Genomic DNA, 16,444 nt, shown 5'->3' on the forward strand with positions numbered 1-16,444 from the left:
ATTATCTCTCGTCCAAAATAACAGTCAGATGACTCATTCTCTTGTTGATTCTGTATGCTCTGCCCTGTGCTCTAGGCTGAATTCTCTTCATGATAGGGCCATTGCTTGCAGTACATTCAGCAACGAAAAGATTTGCTCTGTTCATTCCCTTGTTGTTCTCAGCGTTTGCTACTGCGCTGCTAAGGAGCTTGTAGATTACGCTTGAAGCATATCTGGGATTATACTGAAGGATTGCGAGTGCTGACTCAACATCCTTACCTCTGATAGCATCCATGACAAAGCATGCCTTCTGAACAGGTATTCTTGCGTAAGATAACTTTGCAAAAGGTCTTGTTTCTTTATTGTCACGATTTCTTTCTCTTTTAATTTTAGATCTATGCTTGATTTCCATTTCCATGGATTTGACCTCCTTTCATTGGCACTTCTTAGTGAACGCTGCTCTTTCTCTCAACGGGAGAACTTCCAGCATGTCCTCTGAATGTTCTTGTGGGAACAAACTCACCAAGCTTGTGTCCAACCATATCTTCAGTAACATATACAGGAATATGCTTTCTTCCGTCATGAACAGCGATTGTGTGTCCAACAAAAGACGGGAAAATTGTAGAACGACGTGACCAAGTTTTAACTATCTGCTTCTGGCCCTCAGCGTTCATAGCATCTATCTTCTTGAGCAGGCTTGCGTCTGCAAAAGGTCCCTTTTTAAGTGATCTAGACATTTTATTCCTCCTTATTTGATGGCCTTACCGTTTCTTCTTCTTACGATCAGCTTGTTAGAAGCCTTCTTAGCTTTACGTGTCTTATAACCAAGAGCAGGCTTACCCCAAGGTGTGCAAGGGCCTGAACGTCCAATAGGTGCTCTACCTTCACCACCACCGTGAGGATGGTCGTTGGGGTTCATAACAGAACCACGAACTGTAGGGCGGATACCCATGTGACGAATTCTTCCGGCTTTACCATAGTTAATAAGGTTGTGATCGCCATTTCCTACAACACCGATTGTAGCTCTGCACTCAATGGGAACCATTCTCATCTCGCCTGAAGGAAGACGAAGTGTTGCATACTTTCCTTCCTTAGCCATGAGCTGTGCAGCGTTTCCGGCTGAACGAACCATCTGGCCGCCCTTTCCGGGATAAAGCTCAATGTTGTGTACGTTTTCACCGACAGGAATAGCTGAAAGAGGGAGGCAGTTACCAACACGGATTTCTGCGTTAGCACCGTTCATAACTGTCATACCGTCTGTCAATCCGTTAGGTGCAAGGATGTAAGCCTTTGTGCCATCCTCGTACTGGATAAGTGCGATATTTGCTGATCTGTTAGGATCATACTCAATTCCGATAACCTTTGCAGGCATATCGTCCTTATTTCTTCTGAAGTCTACGATTCTGTACTTAACTCTGCCGCCGCATCCGCGATGTCTTACTGTGATCTTACCCTGGTTGTTACGACCAGCCTTGCTGTTCTTAGAAACAACGAGTGACTTCTCGGGAGTCTTCTTTGTGATCTCTGAGAAATCTGATCCAGTCATGTTTCTTCTGGATGGGGTATATGGGCCGTACTTCTTAATTCCCATGATTATTTCTCCTTTTTTGTTTATCACGTGACTAGTGTAAAAAACACTTGAATCCCGGACTTTTTATTGGATTCAGCACGTATATTTTTAGTGGTAATGCAAACTTCACTAAACTCGAAAGAACCTCATTAAGTGAATTTGCATAGCTCACACTAAGCTCGGAACTACCTCGCTGAGTGTTCTGCTCAAAGTCCCTGGAAAATCTCAATATCTTTGCTGTCTTCTGTAAGCTGAACGATTGCTTTCTTAGTCTTAGCTGTGAAACCGATTGTCATTCCACGTCTCTTCTTTCTGCCGTTGGCATTAAGAGTGTTAACCTTAGCAACCTTAGCTCCTTCAAACATTTTCTCTACAGCTTCCTTGATCTGTGTCTTGTTAGCTTCAGGATTAACAAGGAAAGTGTACTTTTTCTCGCCCATGCCGGCCATGCTCTTCTCTGTAAGAACAGGCTTAAGGATTACGTCATAATACTGTAATGCTGCCATTAGCAATACACCTCCTCTATCTTTGTAACTGCGTCCTTTGTAAGAACGAGTGTCTTAGCGTTTACGATATCATACACGTTAAGTGTGTTTGTAAGTGTTGTGCTTGCTTCTGCAAGATTTCTTGCTGAAAGAACAACGTTCTTATCATTGTCTGCAAGAACAACAAGAGCCTTACGTGTAGCCTTGAGGTTGTTCATAACCTCTGCGAACTTCTTAGTCTTGATCTCATCAAACTTGAGCTCGTCAACAACGATGAGGTTGTTACTCTGAGCCTTGTCTGTAAGTGCAGACTTAAGAGCAGCTCTCTTCTCTTTCTTGTTCATCTTGAAAGAGTAATCTCTCGGAACGGGAGCAAATACAACTCCGCCGCCCTTCCACTGAGGAGCTCTGATAGAACCCTGTCTTGCATGACCTGTTCCCTTCTGTCTCCAAGGCTTTCTTCCGCCTCCTGAAACTTCAGAACGTGTCTTAGCTTTCTGTGTACCCTGACGTTTGTCAGCAAGCTGCTGAAGAACTGCCATGTGTACGAGATGTTCGTTTATTTCAACACCGAAGATAGCATCGCTTAAATCAAGCTTACCAACTTCTTTGCCTTCCATATTATAAACAGATACGTTTGCCATCTGTTTGGTCCTCCTTTCGCGTTCTATTAACCGATAACCTTAACGGTTTCCTTGATTGTAACAAGTCCCTTCTTAGGTCCCGGAATAGCGCCCTTTACAAGAATAAGATTCTTGTCTGCATCTACTCTTACAACCTCGAGATTCTGAACTGTTACTTTAACACTACCCATGTGTCCGGGCATTCCCTTACCTTTAAATACACGGCTGGGATCTGAACTTGAACCATTAGAACCCTGATGACGGTGGAACTTGGAACCGTGAGCCATAGGTCCTCTGTGCTGACCATTCTTCTTAATAGCGCCCTGGAATCCTTTTCCCTTTGAAATAGCTGTTGCGTCAATCTTGTCGCCTTCAGCGAAAACGTCAGCCTTGATCTCTGCACCAAGTGCATACTCAGAAGCATTCTCAAGCTTGAATTCTCTTACATATCTCTTGCAAGAAACTCCTGCCTTCTTGAAATGTCCCTGCTCAGCCTTTGTTGCTCCATGGCGATGAATAATTGTCTTGTTTCCGTTTTTGTCCTTGTTAACGATCTTTTCCTTCTTGTCAACAAAGCCAACCTGTACGGCACTGTATCCGTCGTTCTCAACAGTCTTGATCTGTGTTACTACACAAGGTCCTGCCTGAAGAACTGTTACAGGAATAAGTGATCCGTCCTCTTTGAAGATCTGAGTCATTCCGACTTTAGTAGCTAAAATAGCCTTCTTCATGTTTCTACCTCCTTATTACATCTACAGCGGATGCGTACTACGATCGCAATGTCGTTTAATTACCTGCAACGTTTTGGTAATTCTCCAGTTATCACGGCATCATGCGCCTTGCATCATACTAGTAGAGGTGTGAATAGTTACCTGTTTTATATTTGATAAATTGATACGGATTGCTCTATGTCTTATGACACCTTGTATCACTTCATCTTGATATTGATATTTACACCTGCAGGCATCTCGAGTCTCTGAAGAGCCTCAACTGTCTTTGATGTAGGTGTGATGATATCGATAAGTCTCTTGTGTGTTCTCTGCTCGAACTGTTCTCTGGAATCTTTGTATTTGTGAACCGCTCTTAAGATAGTAACAACTTCCTTCTTAGTAGGAAGGGGTACCGGTCCGCTTACCTGAGATCCGTTCTTCTTGACTGTCTCGATAATCTTCTTGGCTGATGCATCAACAAGCTGGTGATCATAAGCCTTAAGTGTAATTCTCATTACCTGATTTGCCATAAAAAAAGTCGCCTCCTTTTCGCACTTTTATATACAAGTACGACAAGCGGTGACTGTACACTCTCCCGTGTGTGTCCTACGACTTAACACAAATTAAGGCCATAGAATCCCTACACGTCGTTTCTGCCTTGGGTTAGTCGGCAGACTTAATTGTCTGTACAGTGACTTGTCGTCAGTTTGTTTGACCACATCAGTGGTCTCTAGACATTCGCTCCACGGAAAACCTGCTTAACTGGATGAAAGCAGCAACCTCACGCTTCATAGCTATCATGTCACAGCGTTTATGATTGTAAAACATTTTAAAAGTATATGCAACCACTTTTTATAAATTAATCACTTTTATGCAAAAATAGGTGTTTTTAGCCAGTCTTTCTTGATGTTTTTTAACATCATTTCCTATCTCTCGATTTCTGTATCATATAGAAGCTTCTTTATATTATAATAGGCAATGAAAATTTTAGTCAGAAGGAAAAAAATATGTGGATTGCAAACGGATGGAAAGATTATGAGGTAATTGATACCTCTTCAGGTGAAAAGCTTGAGCGCTGGGGCGACTACATGCTGGTAAGACCCGACCCTCAGGTAATATGGAAAACGGACAAAAAACATTTCGGCTGGAAGAAATGGAACGGCCACTACCACCGCAGCAACAAAGGCGGTGGCGAATGGGAATTCAGAAATCTTCCCGAAGAATGGACTATTAATTATAAGGAACTTACTTTTAATCTGAAGCCCTTCAGTTTCAAGCACACAGGGCTTTTCCCCGAGCAGGCTGCAAACTGGGACTGGTTCTCTTCATTAATAAAGGAAGCGAATCGTGAGATCAAAGTCTTAAACCTTTTTGCCTACACAGGCGGAGCCACTGTTTCTGCCGCTAAGGCCGGTGCTAAGGTTACACACGTAGACGCAGCCAAGGGTATGGTAGCTTGGGCAAAAGAAAATGCTGCATCTTCAGGCCTTGCAGATACACCTATAAGATATCTCGTAGACGACTGTGTAAAATTTGTCGAGCGCGAGATCAGACGAGGAAACAAGTACGACGGAATAATCATGGATCCGCCTTCCTACGGAAGAGGCCCCAAGGGTGAGATATGGAAGATTGAAGACTCGGTATTTCCGTTTATCGAACTGACATCGAAGCTTCTGTCGGATAAACCTCTTTTCTTCCTTATAAATTCTTACACAACAGGTCTTCAGCCTGCGGTGCTGTCATATATGCTGCACACGGTACTTGATCCGATTCATCCGGGTACCATAGAAGCCAATGAGATCGGACTTCCCGTAAAGTCAAACGGACTTGTCCTTCCCTGCGGCGCAAGCGGACGCTGGACAGCAAAAAACTAAGAATCTTACGCAAAGAGTCGCTAAAGTTTTCCGCAAAATACATATAAAAAGCCACAACCCCCGTAAATGCTCATTTTACAAGCGTTACGGGGGTTGCTATATAAATAAAATCTCCTACTAAATTATTCTTCTTCGCCGTCTATCTTCCGGCGAATCTGTTGCATCCTTAAATCAAGCTGATTTATCAGATCTGCGCTGAACTTAAGATCGTCGGAAATAACTTCCTGATTGATATTGTCTTTTTTATACTTCATCTTGTGTTCAAGGCTTGCCCAGAAATCCATGGCTATTGTCCTGAACTGTACCTCAACTTTCATGTACTCTTTTTCCTGAACAAGAAAGATCGGGACTTCTATTATAAGATGCAGGCTACGGTAGCCACTCTTCTTAGGCTTGTCGATATAGTCTTTTCTCTGGATCACCCTGATGTCATCCTGATTTGCAAGACAGTCCGCCAACATATAGATATCGTCCACAAACGAGCACACAACTCGTATTCCCGCAACATCAGATATGTACTTATCAATATTTTCAATCGAAAAATCCACGCCCTTGCTGATCAGTTTCTTATATATGCTAAGAGGTGTCTTGATCCTCATCTTTATCGCTTCAAACGGATTTCTGTTATTCCTCAGAGCCAATTCCTTATTTAATACATCAAGTTTAGTTCGAACTTCCAATAATGCGCTGTCATACTTCATCATAAGAATTCGAAATTCCTTGACCTGACCTTTCATCTGAAGAAGATTCTCAAGATCTATCAAGCTTACATCATCCCAATCATCGTTTTTATTGTAGCTGATCTTTGAATAGTCAAAATGCTCTGCTGCCATAAAAAAACTCACTTTCATGTAATTCTTATATTGTTAGTATATCAGCATCCGTTAAACGTTATATGAACGAATTATAAAAATTATCAAAATCTTGTACTTGATTTTTTTATTTGTATTCAAGCGTTTTTACAGGTTTTTTAGAAAAAAAAGAAAAAGTCCCTGCTCCACATTATATCATGAAGCAAAGACTCATAAATCAAAGAAGTTTGCTATTTACATGAGCTCCCGTATCACGCATTTATCCCAACATGCCATAAACATTGCAAATCCTACCATTAAAAACATGATCAATATGGCCGCCTTGTCATAAACCACTTTATTCTTCTCAAAGCTCGAGACAAGTATCTCAACACCTACCCCTATAAGTATGATAGGCCACAGCCTTATTATCGTCGTTATATCAAAAAAGCTCCAAAATACATTCAGTATAAAGGCGACTCCAAAAACTATAAGAGTAATACCTGCAGTTATAGTACCAACTCTATGCATGCTTGCTGTCTCCATCTTTTACCTCCCACTCAGAATAATCTCCATCTTCAAAATCAGGTCATTCCTGCTCTGCATCAGACGTAATTCCAAGTTCTTTCTTTTTTCCTTTGATAAGTTTAATTCCCGCATAAATGAATATCACCGCAATAGCCAATCTAGGTATGCTATTCATCACACTTCGAAAGCTAAACCAAAATTCCTCAGAGAAATAGCGAATGAAAATTTTCCGAAGAAGTTCTAACAAACTGTCCCATATTGTACATGCCCCTATCAATATAAGCGCTATTGCCGTAGCTCTGCGAAGTTTTTCTTCTTTGATCGTGAATTCTTTTGGAAGTCCAAATTCCGTCCAAATGTATTTGTCTTCCAACTTCATCAGTATATCCCCGTTTAATCTGTACAAGTTCCAAGCATGAAAAAAAGCATAAAACCAGATTACTACCAACAATCCATATGCAACTGCCGAAATGAATGAATAATCATATATTGAAACCAAACATACCATTACAAACGTTGCCAGTAAAGACACTCCGTTCTTCATAAATCCCATATACATCTCTACCGCCCCGGGTATAAACGAAAAGCAAAAAACAAAAAAGCCGTTTCTTTTCTTATATTCCATCATCTTCCTCCATATCACCAATAAAAATGTTGTTTATTTTTCTTTCTATCTTTTCTTTTTTCTGTATCAGATGTTCACGAAAACCTTTTTCGTTTAACTCCTCATCGCAGTTCTTGCTTTCTTTTCTCACAAAAAGCTCTTCTTTCAAAGATATATCTCTTTGAGAAACGATCTTTTCCATAAAAGGAACATATCTATTTGCAGCAGAAACGCAAGGAACTATGAACATTACCGCTATTGCTGCAGCAACGGCGAGAGCCACTTTCAGGCTGTATAATCTGTATTCGATTATCTTTTGTTTTTTGGTTTTCGCGATATTACCTGCTTTGTCTGCAGCATCAACTGCATCAAGCACTTTTTTCTGAAGACCCACGGGCGCTTCAGCCATGTCATTAAGCTCAACATCGGAAATAAGCTTTTGTAATTCTTCATCACTCAGATATTCATGACTCATGTCAGCAGTTCCTCCTTCCTGATTATTTTCTTTAGCATCTCGCGGGCTCTGTAGATGTGGGACTGTGTCGTCTTAAGAGGTATCCCTTTCTCAAGACTTATCTCTTTTGCAGTCTTTCCTTGAATAAAATGCCCGACTGCCGCAGATCTGTACGGCTCATCAAGTTCATTGCACCGTTCAAAAAATCTTTTCTCCACATCCCGTGCTATATACGTTTCAAGCGGCCCGTCCCTGCCGGCGTCCATGGAAGCTTCAAGCTCATCGTCGGTCGAAGCCACCTCGCGCATCTTGCTACTTCTTAGGTAGTCGATGCATTTGTTACTCGCGATCCTGCATATCCACGCTTTTTCATCGCATCCGTCAAAATCCTCAAGATGCCGATATGCGGAAATAAACGTTTCCTGCGTAATATCCTCCGCAGTAAAGTGGTCACCGGTAAGCTTAAGGCACACCGAAAAGACCAGATTCTTGTACCGGTCCATGAGCTGTATTAACTTTTCTCTCGAATCGATCTTCCCCAAACTTTTCTCCTGTTTTTCTCTCTTCATTTAATATAACGATACGCATGCAAAAAAGTCTGCAAAAAAATATAAAAATTTTGCAGACTTTTTTAAACTTCTAAATCAAGTTCTCAGATCAACTGTTTTCGGCAATATAATTGCTGATTCTGTTCTGTATGATATCTCCGACTTGTTCCGCCGTTTTCTTTCCCTTAAAGAATGCTGAAGCCTCTTCTAAAATTATATCCGAAACCTGCATATCATGTCCGACGTTTGTATTTATTGAAACAGCATAATCATAGAACTTCTTTATATCCTCCTCTGACAGCGGTTCTAATTTTACATCTTTGCCGCTCAAAGGATCGTACGTTTGCGCATTGGTGTTGCTATCGCTTATCTCACCTGTAGCTTCCCGTAACTCTTCTTCAAACTTGGGCTTTACCGTAGAGAAGCCTCCACTTGATTCTTTATCCGAAGTCATAAGTTCCCTGATAAGATCGTAGATAACATCCGCATGCTCCGTCTTGCTGTTTACGCCAAATGTAGTTGTGCTTACCGCAGCCATGTTTTTACCAAGGTTATTTGGACATCCGACCAATTCAACATCATCTCTGAATATATACTGCTTGAGCTTTGCATATTCCCATATATTTCTAAAATCTGTGGCGTAGAAAATCCCTTTTCCTTCGGCATATTCTGCCTCAAGCTCATCCTCCATTACAACATCAACCGGTTCATCATCGGGAAACTTATTGGCAAAATTCAAAAACTCTGCAAACTCAGGCGTATTGAAATTACACTTTTTATTCTTGAGGTCAAAAAACTCATCTCCGTAGAGCATCCAGAAATATGAGCAGACGTATGTTCTGTTTTGATATGAACCAAACGCTGTTTTATAATCCACGCCTTTACTATTTATCAGCTCGTCGCAGTCCTTGTATGTCAAAGATTTTTTTCCCTTCGCGTACTCGGATTTAACTGCATATGTACTAATTTTGAACGTTGGCATAAATGTATAGGTCTTGCCATTGAACTTCATCATCTCCGCTATGTTCGGAAGGATTTCTATATCGCTCAAAGGGCCTCCGTTTTCAAAAGCAGGAGTTAAATCAAGAAGTATTCCTTTATCGGCATATTTTCTGACAGATGCTTCGCTTCCCGAAAAGCAGATGATATCGGCCGCTTTGCCTGCTGTAATATCAAGATTAAACTGCTTTTCACATTGTTTATAGTCATCGTAAAACTCGCTGTAATCCAATATCTTTATCGCATACTTATCGCTTGATCTGTTAAATTTCATGATCTGGCTCGCAATATCACGATCTACATACATACCTGATAAGGTAATAACGGTCTTATCTGCAACATCTTCAGGATTTACTTTGGATAGTTTCACAAGAGTGTTTACCCCACTGTCACCTTCTACAGTATCAGCGATTATTTCTTTTTCATTTACTGCAACAAAACCCTCCTGTGACATCATATCGTCGCTATTGATTGATGAATCCCTGTAATCAAGAAGTTTTACAAGCTTGTCCGCCCCGGTATCACATTTATATACCCCATAGGAATCACCCGCATACAGATTACCGTTTTCATCATCAAAAAAGTTATAGTAACTGTGCTCCTGGAAATCTCCAAGCTTCTTTTCCACTTTCTTGCTGTCTACGTCAACTATCACAAATGACTGGGCGTAAAGCTTATTATAATAATTTATAAACAGCTTATTGTCCGCAAGTTCGACCATATTTAAGATTCCACCCATACCACTCATGACTTTTTTATCAACAAGCTCTTTCAGACCATTCTGCTCATCATAGGTCTTAACGCCGTCCTCTGTTCCGCATAAAAGTCCGTATTTGTCACTCCACTCAAGGCATCTAAAGTAGAACGGATCGTCCGCAAACTCTTCGGAAAGGTCGAAAGTGCCAATAGTTATGTAATCTTCCTTTTTGCCACCGAAATCGCAGGAATTAACCTCAGATCCGTCAGGGTTAAAAGAAAGATATTTAAACCCTCTGTCTCCGATTTCCGCTTCGCAGATAGCCACTACCTTGCCTCCGCTTCGGCCGAGAACACACACCTTTTCTCCTTCGCCAAGGATTCCCGGAAAATCTTCCTGCTTAAAGATGCAGTTCTTATCAATCTGTTTTACCTGCGCAAAATCCTCTTCCGTGATCTTCTTTTTGCCGCAACCGGTAAATGATGTTATGCAAAGAGTAAACGCAAGAATTATGCTTGTTGTTTTCCCTATAATATTTCTTTTTCTCATCTTTTCTCTCCATTCTGTCGACGATTCGCATCATCTTATATGTGCCCGCCGCAACCTATGGGCTGCGGTGTGTGGGCGGTTATTGTTCTATGTGGTTGTACGTTGTGGTGAAGTAGCACGTAGCGTGATGCAGTCCATTGTAGTGGTGTGCTTGCGATGTAGTCGCATGTAACGGTATGCTGCGTGTTGTTGCATCGCTATACGTGACATGATGTCACTCGCCGGTGCATAGCCGCATATAGCGTGATGTCGCACACTGTATTACTGTATTAGTCGCTTAGTACAATAATACAATAACTCCGGAGAGAGGGATTTGTCAATATGTGAATTGTGAAATTATGTGGAAAGGGGATTTGGGACGGGAAGCTATGGAGAGGTGTTGCCAGAGATGTATGGCCCAAATGCAATGTTTTACTTTATGGGACTATGATTGAGTGTTTTATCAGGATTGACTTTTCGAAGATGAATGGCCCAAAAGGGATATTTTATCTTGTAGGGCCATGCTAAAATGTTTTATTTTATTCAAATATTTTAAAAGACATGGTCCCAGTGGTTGATTCTATCTTGTAGGACCATGCTGATATATATTATTGGATTCAAATATTATAAAAAGCATAGTCCCAGTGGTTGATTCTATCCTGTAGGACCATGCTGATATATATTATTGGATTCAAATATTATAAAAAGCATGGTCCCAGTGGTTGATTCTATCTTGTAGGACCATGCAGGCAGATTTATTCTGCATTTAAAGCTTTAAAATGTTCAGGGCTCTTCTTACATCTTCATGTGTGAGCCCAACGTTTGGATCAGGCTTTATCTGATGCCTTGCTATCAAGCCGTTATGAAGTTCCAGGTCATCAAGAACAAGCCAATTTGCCGGAAAATCTGCATCTTTAGAAGTTTCATCGATTTTGAAAGTTTCATCATTTGATGAGAAGTCACTATTTGCGGAAGCTATGTTCTCTTTCAGCCATAGGAGGATTTCTTCAGCCTTAACAAGGCTGAACTTCTTGCTCTTTCTTATTTCTTCGGTGGTAAGATCGGGTGTTACGCCGTCAAGCCTGATGCCCTCTTGAGCCATCACTGTGATCAAGTGCTCTGCTTCAGGCCTTAGTGGTTTAAGATTCTCGTCGAACCAGAAACGCCATCCTGAGTGAAGGATCAGCTTTGCATCCGCCTTCTTTATAAGCTCCGCCAAGAGCCTCACCGCGCCTGCATCTACAAGCCTTCCGTCACTTATTTCGCGCTGATGCTCCTCATCCCAGAACTTTGAATTCAAGACTCCGTCTATATCAAGAAATATTATGTTTTGCATGATGTTCCTCCGTTATGTGGGTTGTGATTCTGTTATTTGTTTGGCAGGTTTTTGGGTCAATGAGCGCTCGCCATAACTTTCCTAATAGGAAACTTTTCTTTTCTCAACACATACAAACGGTGTATTATACTCTCCCGCGCATTCCCTTACACTGAAACTATAGATAAGGGCACATGTATGTTGCCTACTTGCTGATGTGCCAGGCAAAGAATTAAACAATAGAACCGAACTTGCAATCAATTCTATTTCAATCTACATCCGACCAACAGTAACAGTCAGCAAAACAATGCGTCACAAGGGAGAACCAATAATGAAAAGTAATAGCACCACCGACATCAGAAAAAAAGCCAAATACAATAACACCACCGGCAAAAAAACCGGAATAAAAAACAAAGCAAAAACCAATAACACCACTAATTATAAATCCATATTAAGCGAAAGCACATACAGAAAGCTTCTGTTCGCAAATCTGGTCAACAGATTCGGGGATTCGATAGAATCAATTGCCTTTACATGGATTGTATATCAGATTACAGGAAGTGCGGCGTGGTCTGCGATAATATTTGCATTTATCATGTTGCCAAACGTTGTTGTTCAGCCGCTTGCAGGAGTCATTGTTGAGAAGATGGATAAAAAAAATGTTGTCATCACAACTCATTTTCTCAGAGCACTTCTGATTGCACTCTTCATCTTTCTGTTTAAGCTTGAACTGGTAACTCCGGTGCTCCTTTCGGTATTTGCGCTGACAATAACGAGCTTAGAGTCTTTCTACCTTCCTGCGACGAGTGCCCTTAGTGCGCAGGTGTTTAAAAGAGATGACATAAGCGCCGGAGTGGGCCTTGATTCTGTTTTCAGCAACGCTGCCACCCTTGCAGGAAGCGGAATTGCAGGATTTATAATTGCAAAACTCGGCGTTGAAGCAGCAATGTTCACAGATCTCTCGACATTCATAGCAGCCGCAGTACTGATTGGCATGCTCAAAACTGCAGCAGGGTCCGCTTCTGAAGTCGGTAGCACCGGCATTGTCAACGAAGCTGAAAGCATACACTCATTTTACGAAGACAAAATTAAAGACTCACTACATGAAGCCGATAGCACCGACGCTACCTCCGAGCCCAGCTACATCTCCATGCTCAGAGACGGCATCTCATATGTATTTAGCACTCCGGTTGTACGAAACTTCTGCATCATCTGCATACTGCTCAACGGAATGCTGATTCCATTGAACGCTCTTCAAGTTCCTATAGTATCCGAAATTTACGGAATGGGCAGCGAGCTTATAAGCATCTCCGGCATATTCTCATCAATAGGCGGAATCTTGGGCGCGGTGGTATTGCCGAATTTGTCAAAGAAACTATCGCCCCTTAAGATCACTGTCCTTGGAACCGCCCTGTTAGCCGGCGCAATGGCCTGTATTCCTTACGGAAGATTTGTAAAAGAAAACACATTTCTCGCATACACGTTGCTGTGCGCATGCTACTTCGTCATAATGGCAGCCGTTTCGCTGGTAAGTGGAATTCTCCATATCCAGATCATGAAATGTGTTGACCATAAGTATATGGCCCGCGCATCAGCTGTATTTAATTCATCTGCGGCCGCCGTGACTCCCATCGGGTCACTTGCAATCGGTTTGCTGGTTTCCCACGTAAGCATTGCCCAAGTATTGAGCATCAACGCCGCTTTCGCTGCAATCGTGTTGCTATTGATCTTAATCAAGCGACCTGTACTTGAAAAAGTTCCCTATTGTTGGGATTCTCACTAAACTCGTAAATAAGGAGCCTCACCTCAAATCAAGGTGAAAGCTCCTTTCTGCATTAAAAAACTCTATTATTTCATTGTCACTGAATCCCATGTATCTGACGGAACAAGTGTGATATATGTCTTACCTGTGTTGATCTGAATCTCCTCACCCTTGTCATCATAAAATCTGGTCAGATGAGTTGCATCATCCTTAACCCATGTGATACTTTTGGCAACACCGTTTGTGATATACCATCCGGGCTGTCCTGCTGCGATACAGTTGTAAATAAGATAACCGTGATCATCAAGCTGATTGAAATCACATTTCTGGATAAGTACATTCTTAAAGCTAAGAGGCTCTCCGTCCTCTGCATCTTCATGACGTGATCCGTACTCGTAATACTCATACTGCTTAGTTTCGGCATTATACTTAAGTGTAGAAGTATTGTGCCAGAAAGGAAGTCCGATCTCCGTTACGGGATATGTCTTGTCATAAACCTTTGTAAGGTCAACTTCTTTGCCGTAAGGAGCAAAGTTGAAATGACTTCCCTCGTTTCTGTACTCGGTATAAGTTGTTGAATATGCGGGATCCTTCTTCATACTTGAGAAGTTACTCTCCATATCACCCGAACAGACATACTCTGTAAACTCTTTAGGTTTTCCGTTTTTAACTCTGGAAAAAGTTCCGGAGAAATGCTGTGCCCAAGGATTCTTAAAATATGCAGTAATATGAGCTATAGGTCCTCCGTCATGGCAGAGCACCGCATCCCACTCGGCTGCAAGAAGAATATTTGTCGGACGTGTACTTCTGATACTGCCCATCTGTTCAATCTTGCCCCAGTCTTTTACAATGCACATAAGTCTTGTTACTCTGTCATTCAATGTACTGTTCATAATTTCATAAACAACATCCGCTTCTGCTATTCCAAAGTGTGGAAGCGCAATTTTTTCATTGTCAACCATTACAGCGATAGGACGCTGATCTTTAATATCTTCGCTTATTGGCTCACCTGTGATCTCGCTAAGGTACATTCCTTCCGGAATCTCGAAATTCTTCACTCCATCCGATGAAGCTTCCGCAGCAGTATCACCGGTAACTACATCTTCGACAGAAATTGAAAGAGAAGAATCATCCGCTTCCTTTTTGCCACAGGCAACATCTGAAAGCACCATTAGCATGCACATTGCAAGCGCAACGATCTTTTTACTTTTTGTCATAGATAATTTCTCCCATTTTTTGTTTTATTAAAGCCTTTTTTTCTTCCTTCACCTCCTTACGTAGTCTGATGTCAAGCTCATAATTCAAAAGTTTCAGTTGAACTCCCGATTGAGCTTTAATGTCTACATGCTGTGAATAAGCATTCTTGTATTTATATATACTGAGAATTATCCCCAGGAAGACATACGATACTATAACATTGCTGTCTGATATAAAAGGAAAAAAAGTATCGCCTACATATGTCGTAGAAAATAATCCAAATCCCACAAGTAAATATGCAACAGCATTTGCCGTAAGCCAAATGAGACAACCGCTTCCCATTGCGATTCCCACTTGATTCTTTATCTTAGATAAAGCGATAAATCCAAAAACAATCAATCCGACAACGCTTAAAATAACTGTTAATCCTATAAGCCATCCCCAATCTGAACATATATACAGAAGGACATGCTCTCCTGTCTTTACACCAAAATAACTGCTTGCGGCCATAGTCACATTTTCGCCAAGATTAAGATATACTACCCCGCATCCAAGCGGCTTAAGTCTATCCATAACATGTCTTACATTTATTAATTTACTGCTGGGAAAACAATTCCTTAGTTCAATCATCAAATTTCCGGGAAAAATCGCAAACGCAGCCCACAAATATGCAATCACCTTCTTTTGTGGAATTTCAAACCAGCCCTTCTTTATTGCTATTGTAAGCTGAGCCAGCAAACTTAATGCGATCATCATAACATGCAAGGCCGCATGCCCCTCCAGTCGCGAACTCATATACATGCACGGAATAACAATCCAAAGAACCGCCTTGATCAGCCCTTTATACGCCTGCCCTCTATACCTATAGATTATTCCGGAATATAGAGGAATAAATAAGACAAACAACGTTGTAAAAACAGCCCTCGTAATGGAATATGGCTGCCAGAAAAAGTTTTCTTCCGGTCCATGTGAGTAAATAGCCTGATTAAGTACCATTCCCACTATCAATACAGCCGCCAGCAACTTAGAATATTTTAATATAGTCGTATAATCCACAAGAAATGCAAGCAGCATCAAGGAAATACCAAAAAAAGCATTAATAGCAATTACGAAGTCATCATACTCAGAATATGCTACCGTCATCCTGATCATCGCTCCGACAGCTCCAATGGTCATTGCCGCGATTATCAAGCCCCATGCAATTTGCGGCCTGTGAACCCTGTCAAGCGACATTCCAACTTCCATGGGATCCCCCATGTCCTCGACAGCTTTTTTCTCCGCGGTCACACGGTCCATTCCGTCTGAAACATTCGCTTCTATCTGCTCTTCTATATGCGCCCTGATCTCATCACCTATAGCCTTGTGCGCCTTCTCAAAACGCACCTGCTCCAGTAACATTTTGATATATTCTTCCATACTCATACCCCGTAGGCCAGAACGTTTGCTATCGCGCCGGAATAAACCTCCCACTCCTGTGTCTTTTCCTTTAATAGCTTTCTGCCCTCTTTCGTTATGCTGTAATATTTTCTTGTCTTGCCGAGATACTCCTGCTCGTAAACCTTGAGAACACCTTTCTCCTCCAGTCCGTGAAGAAGCGGATAAAGCGTTCCCGCCTTAAATTCAAAGACATTCTGTGATCTCTTTCTTAATGTGTCGATCATTTCATACCCATACATGTCTTTTTCCGAAAGTAACTTCAGAACCAACAATGTACTGCTGCCTGTTAAAAGAGATTTATCTACTGCCATTTTATCCTCCTTGAAGCGCGACAAAGGCGCTA

At 41.5% G+C, this 16,444-nt stretch carries 19 protein-coding genes; 2 read left to right on the forward strand and 17 right to left on the reverse strand.

What is annotated here, in order from left to right:
- Window position 1 precedes the first annotated feature (1 nt).
- The 7 genes from rplV to rpsJ form a co-directional block, all read right to left on the reverse strand.
- Window positions 2-397, reverse strand: coding sequence for a 50S ribosomal protein L22 (rplV, locus tag DL92_RS18650; protein WP_420314844.1), 396 nt, complete (start codon window positions 395-397; stop codon window positions 2-4).
- Between the two features lie 28 nt (window positions 398-425).
- Window positions 426-716: a 30S ribosomal protein S19 gene (gene rpsS, locus DL92_RS0107905; RefSeq protein WP_026515612.1), complete on the reverse strand. Its 291-nt coding sequence runs from the start codon at window positions 714-716 to the stop codon at window positions 426-428.
- Between the two features lie 11 nt (window positions 717-727).
- On the reverse strand, window positions 728-1,570 hold the full coding sequence (gene rplB / locus DL92_RS0107910) for a 50S ribosomal protein L2 (RefSeq protein WP_026655625.1): 843 nt from the start codon (window positions 1,568-1,570) through the stop codon (window positions 728-730).
- A 185-nt stretch (window positions 1,571-1,755) separates the two neighbouring features.
- Window positions 1,756-2,055, reverse strand: coding sequence for a 50S ribosomal protein L23 (gene rplW / locus DL92_RS0107915; protein ID WP_026515614.1), 300 nt, complete (start codon window positions 2,053-2,055; stop codon window positions 1,756-1,758).
- Window positions 2,055-2,678 carry a 50S ribosomal protein L4 gene (rplD, locus tag DL92_RS0107920; protein WP_026655626.1) on the reverse strand — a complete coding sequence of 208 codons (624 nt, stop codon included), beginning with the start codon at window positions 2,676-2,678 and terminating at the stop codon, window positions 2,055-2,057. The genes rplW and rplD overlap by 1 nt, the downstream gene beginning before the upstream one ends.
- Window positions 2,679-2,704: 26 nt before the next feature.
- On the reverse strand, window positions 2,705-3,388 hold the full coding sequence (rplC, locus tag DL92_RS0107925) for a 50S ribosomal protein L3 (protein WP_026515616.1): 684 nt from the start codon (window positions 3,386-3,388) through the stop codon (window positions 2,705-2,707).
- Between the two features lie 197 nt (window positions 3,389-3,585).
- Complete coding sequence (gene rpsJ, locus DL92_RS0107930; protein WP_013279995.1) at window positions 3,586-3,897, reverse strand: 30S ribosomal protein S10; 312 nt, start codon at window positions 3,895-3,897, stop codon at window positions 3,586-3,588.
- Between the two features lie 477 nt (window positions 3,898-4,374).
- On the opposite strand from rpsJ, the gene DL92_RS0107935 reads away from it, so the two are divergent.
- The gene (locus DL92_RS0107935; protein ID WP_026667354.1) at window positions 4,375-5,241 is read left to right on the forward strand and encodes a class I SAM-dependent methyltransferase; all 867 of its coding nucleotides are present in this window, start codon (window positions 4,375-4,377) and stop codon (window positions 5,239-5,241) included.
- A 122-nt stretch (window positions 5,242-5,363) separates the two neighbouring features.
- On the opposite strand, the gene DL92_RS0107940 is transcribed toward DL92_RS0107935, so the two are convergent.
- From DL92_RS0107940 to DL92_RS0107970, 7 genes are all read right to left on the reverse strand, one after another.
- On the reverse strand, window positions 5,364-6,074 hold the full coding sequence (locus DL92_RS0107940) for a GTP pyrophosphokinase (protein ID WP_081670761.1): 711 nt from the start codon (window positions 6,072-6,074) through the stop codon (window positions 5,364-5,366).
- Window positions 6,075-6,287: 213 nt separating this feature from the next.
- Window positions 6,288-6,578: a LiaF transmembrane domain-containing protein gene (locus tag DL92_RS18655; protein ID WP_051594133.1), complete on the reverse strand. Its 291-nt coding sequence runs from the start codon at window positions 6,576-6,578 to the stop codon at window positions 6,288-6,290.
- A gap of 43 nt (window positions 6,579-6,621) precedes the next feature.
- Entirely contained in the window at window positions 6,622-7,185 is a 564-nt protein-coding gene (locus DL92_RS0107950) for a hypothetical protein (protein WP_026667355.1), read from the reverse strand.
- Window positions 7,175-7,639: a hypothetical protein gene (locus DL92_RS0107955; RefSeq protein WP_026667356.1), complete on the reverse strand. Its 465-nt coding sequence runs from the start codon at window positions 7,637-7,639 to the stop codon at window positions 7,175-7,177. Before DL92_RS0107955 ends, DL92_RS0107950 begins: the two co-directional genes overlap by 11 nt.
- Entirely contained in the window at window positions 7,636-8,160 is a 525-nt protein-coding gene (locus tag DL92_RS0107960; RefSeq protein WP_051625264.1) for an RNA polymerase sigma factor, read from the reverse strand. The genes DL92_RS0107955 and DL92_RS0107960 overlap by 4 nt, the downstream gene beginning before the upstream one ends.
- A 115-nt stretch (window positions 8,161-8,275) precedes the next feature.
- A complete protein-coding gene (locus DL92_RS0107965) occupies window positions 8,276-10,411 on the reverse strand; it encodes an ABC transporter substrate-binding protein (RefSeq protein ID WP_026667358.1) in 2,136 nt (711 codons plus the stop codon).
- Between the two features lie 745 nt (window positions 10,412-11,156).
- Complete coding sequence (locus DL92_RS0107970) at window positions 11,157-11,726, reverse strand: HAD domain-containing protein (RefSeq protein WP_026667359.1); 570 nt, start codon at window positions 11,724-11,726, stop codon at window positions 11,157-11,159.
- A gap of 310 nt (window positions 11,727-12,036) precedes the next feature.
- Here DL92_RS0107970 and DL92_RS0107975 point away from each other — a divergent pair, with 310 nt between their 5' ends.
- Entirely contained in the window at window positions 12,037-13,488 is a 1,452-nt protein-coding gene (locus DL92_RS0107975; protein WP_026667360.1) for an MFS transporter, read from the forward strand.
- Between the two features lie 65 nt (window positions 13,489-13,553).
- Here the strand turns inward: DL92_RS0107975 and DL92_RS0107980 are convergent, their stop codons facing one another.
- The 3 genes from DL92_RS0107980 to DL92_RS0107990 are packed head-to-tail and all read right to left on the reverse strand — an operon-like array spanning window position 13,554 to window position 16,412.
- Window positions 13,554-14,684 (reverse strand): DUF3048 domain-containing protein, encoded by a 1,131-nt coding sequence (locus DL92_RS0107980; protein WP_196803775.1) that lies wholly within the window; start codon window positions 14,682-14,684, stop codon window positions 13,554-13,556.
- Entirely contained in the window at window positions 14,671-16,080 is a 1,410-nt protein-coding gene (locus DL92_RS0107985; protein WP_026667362.1) for a permease prefix domain 1-containing protein, read from the reverse strand. Before DL92_RS0107985 ends, DL92_RS0107980 begins: the two co-directional genes overlap by 14 nt.
- A gap of 2 nt (window positions 16,081-16,082) precedes the next feature.
- Window positions 16,083-16,412: a PadR family transcriptional regulator gene (locus DL92_RS0107990; RefSeq protein ID WP_026655641.1), complete on the reverse strand. Its 330-nt coding sequence runs from the start codon at window positions 16,410-16,412 to the stop codon at window positions 16,083-16,085.
- Window positions 16,413-16,444 lie beyond the last annotated feature (32 nt).

This window comes from Butyrivibrio sp. AE2005 (genome assembly GCF_000686965.1).
GTDB classification, from domain to species: Bacteria; Bacillota; Clostridia; order Lachnospirales; family Lachnospiraceae; genus Butyrivibrio; species Butyrivibrio hungatei_A.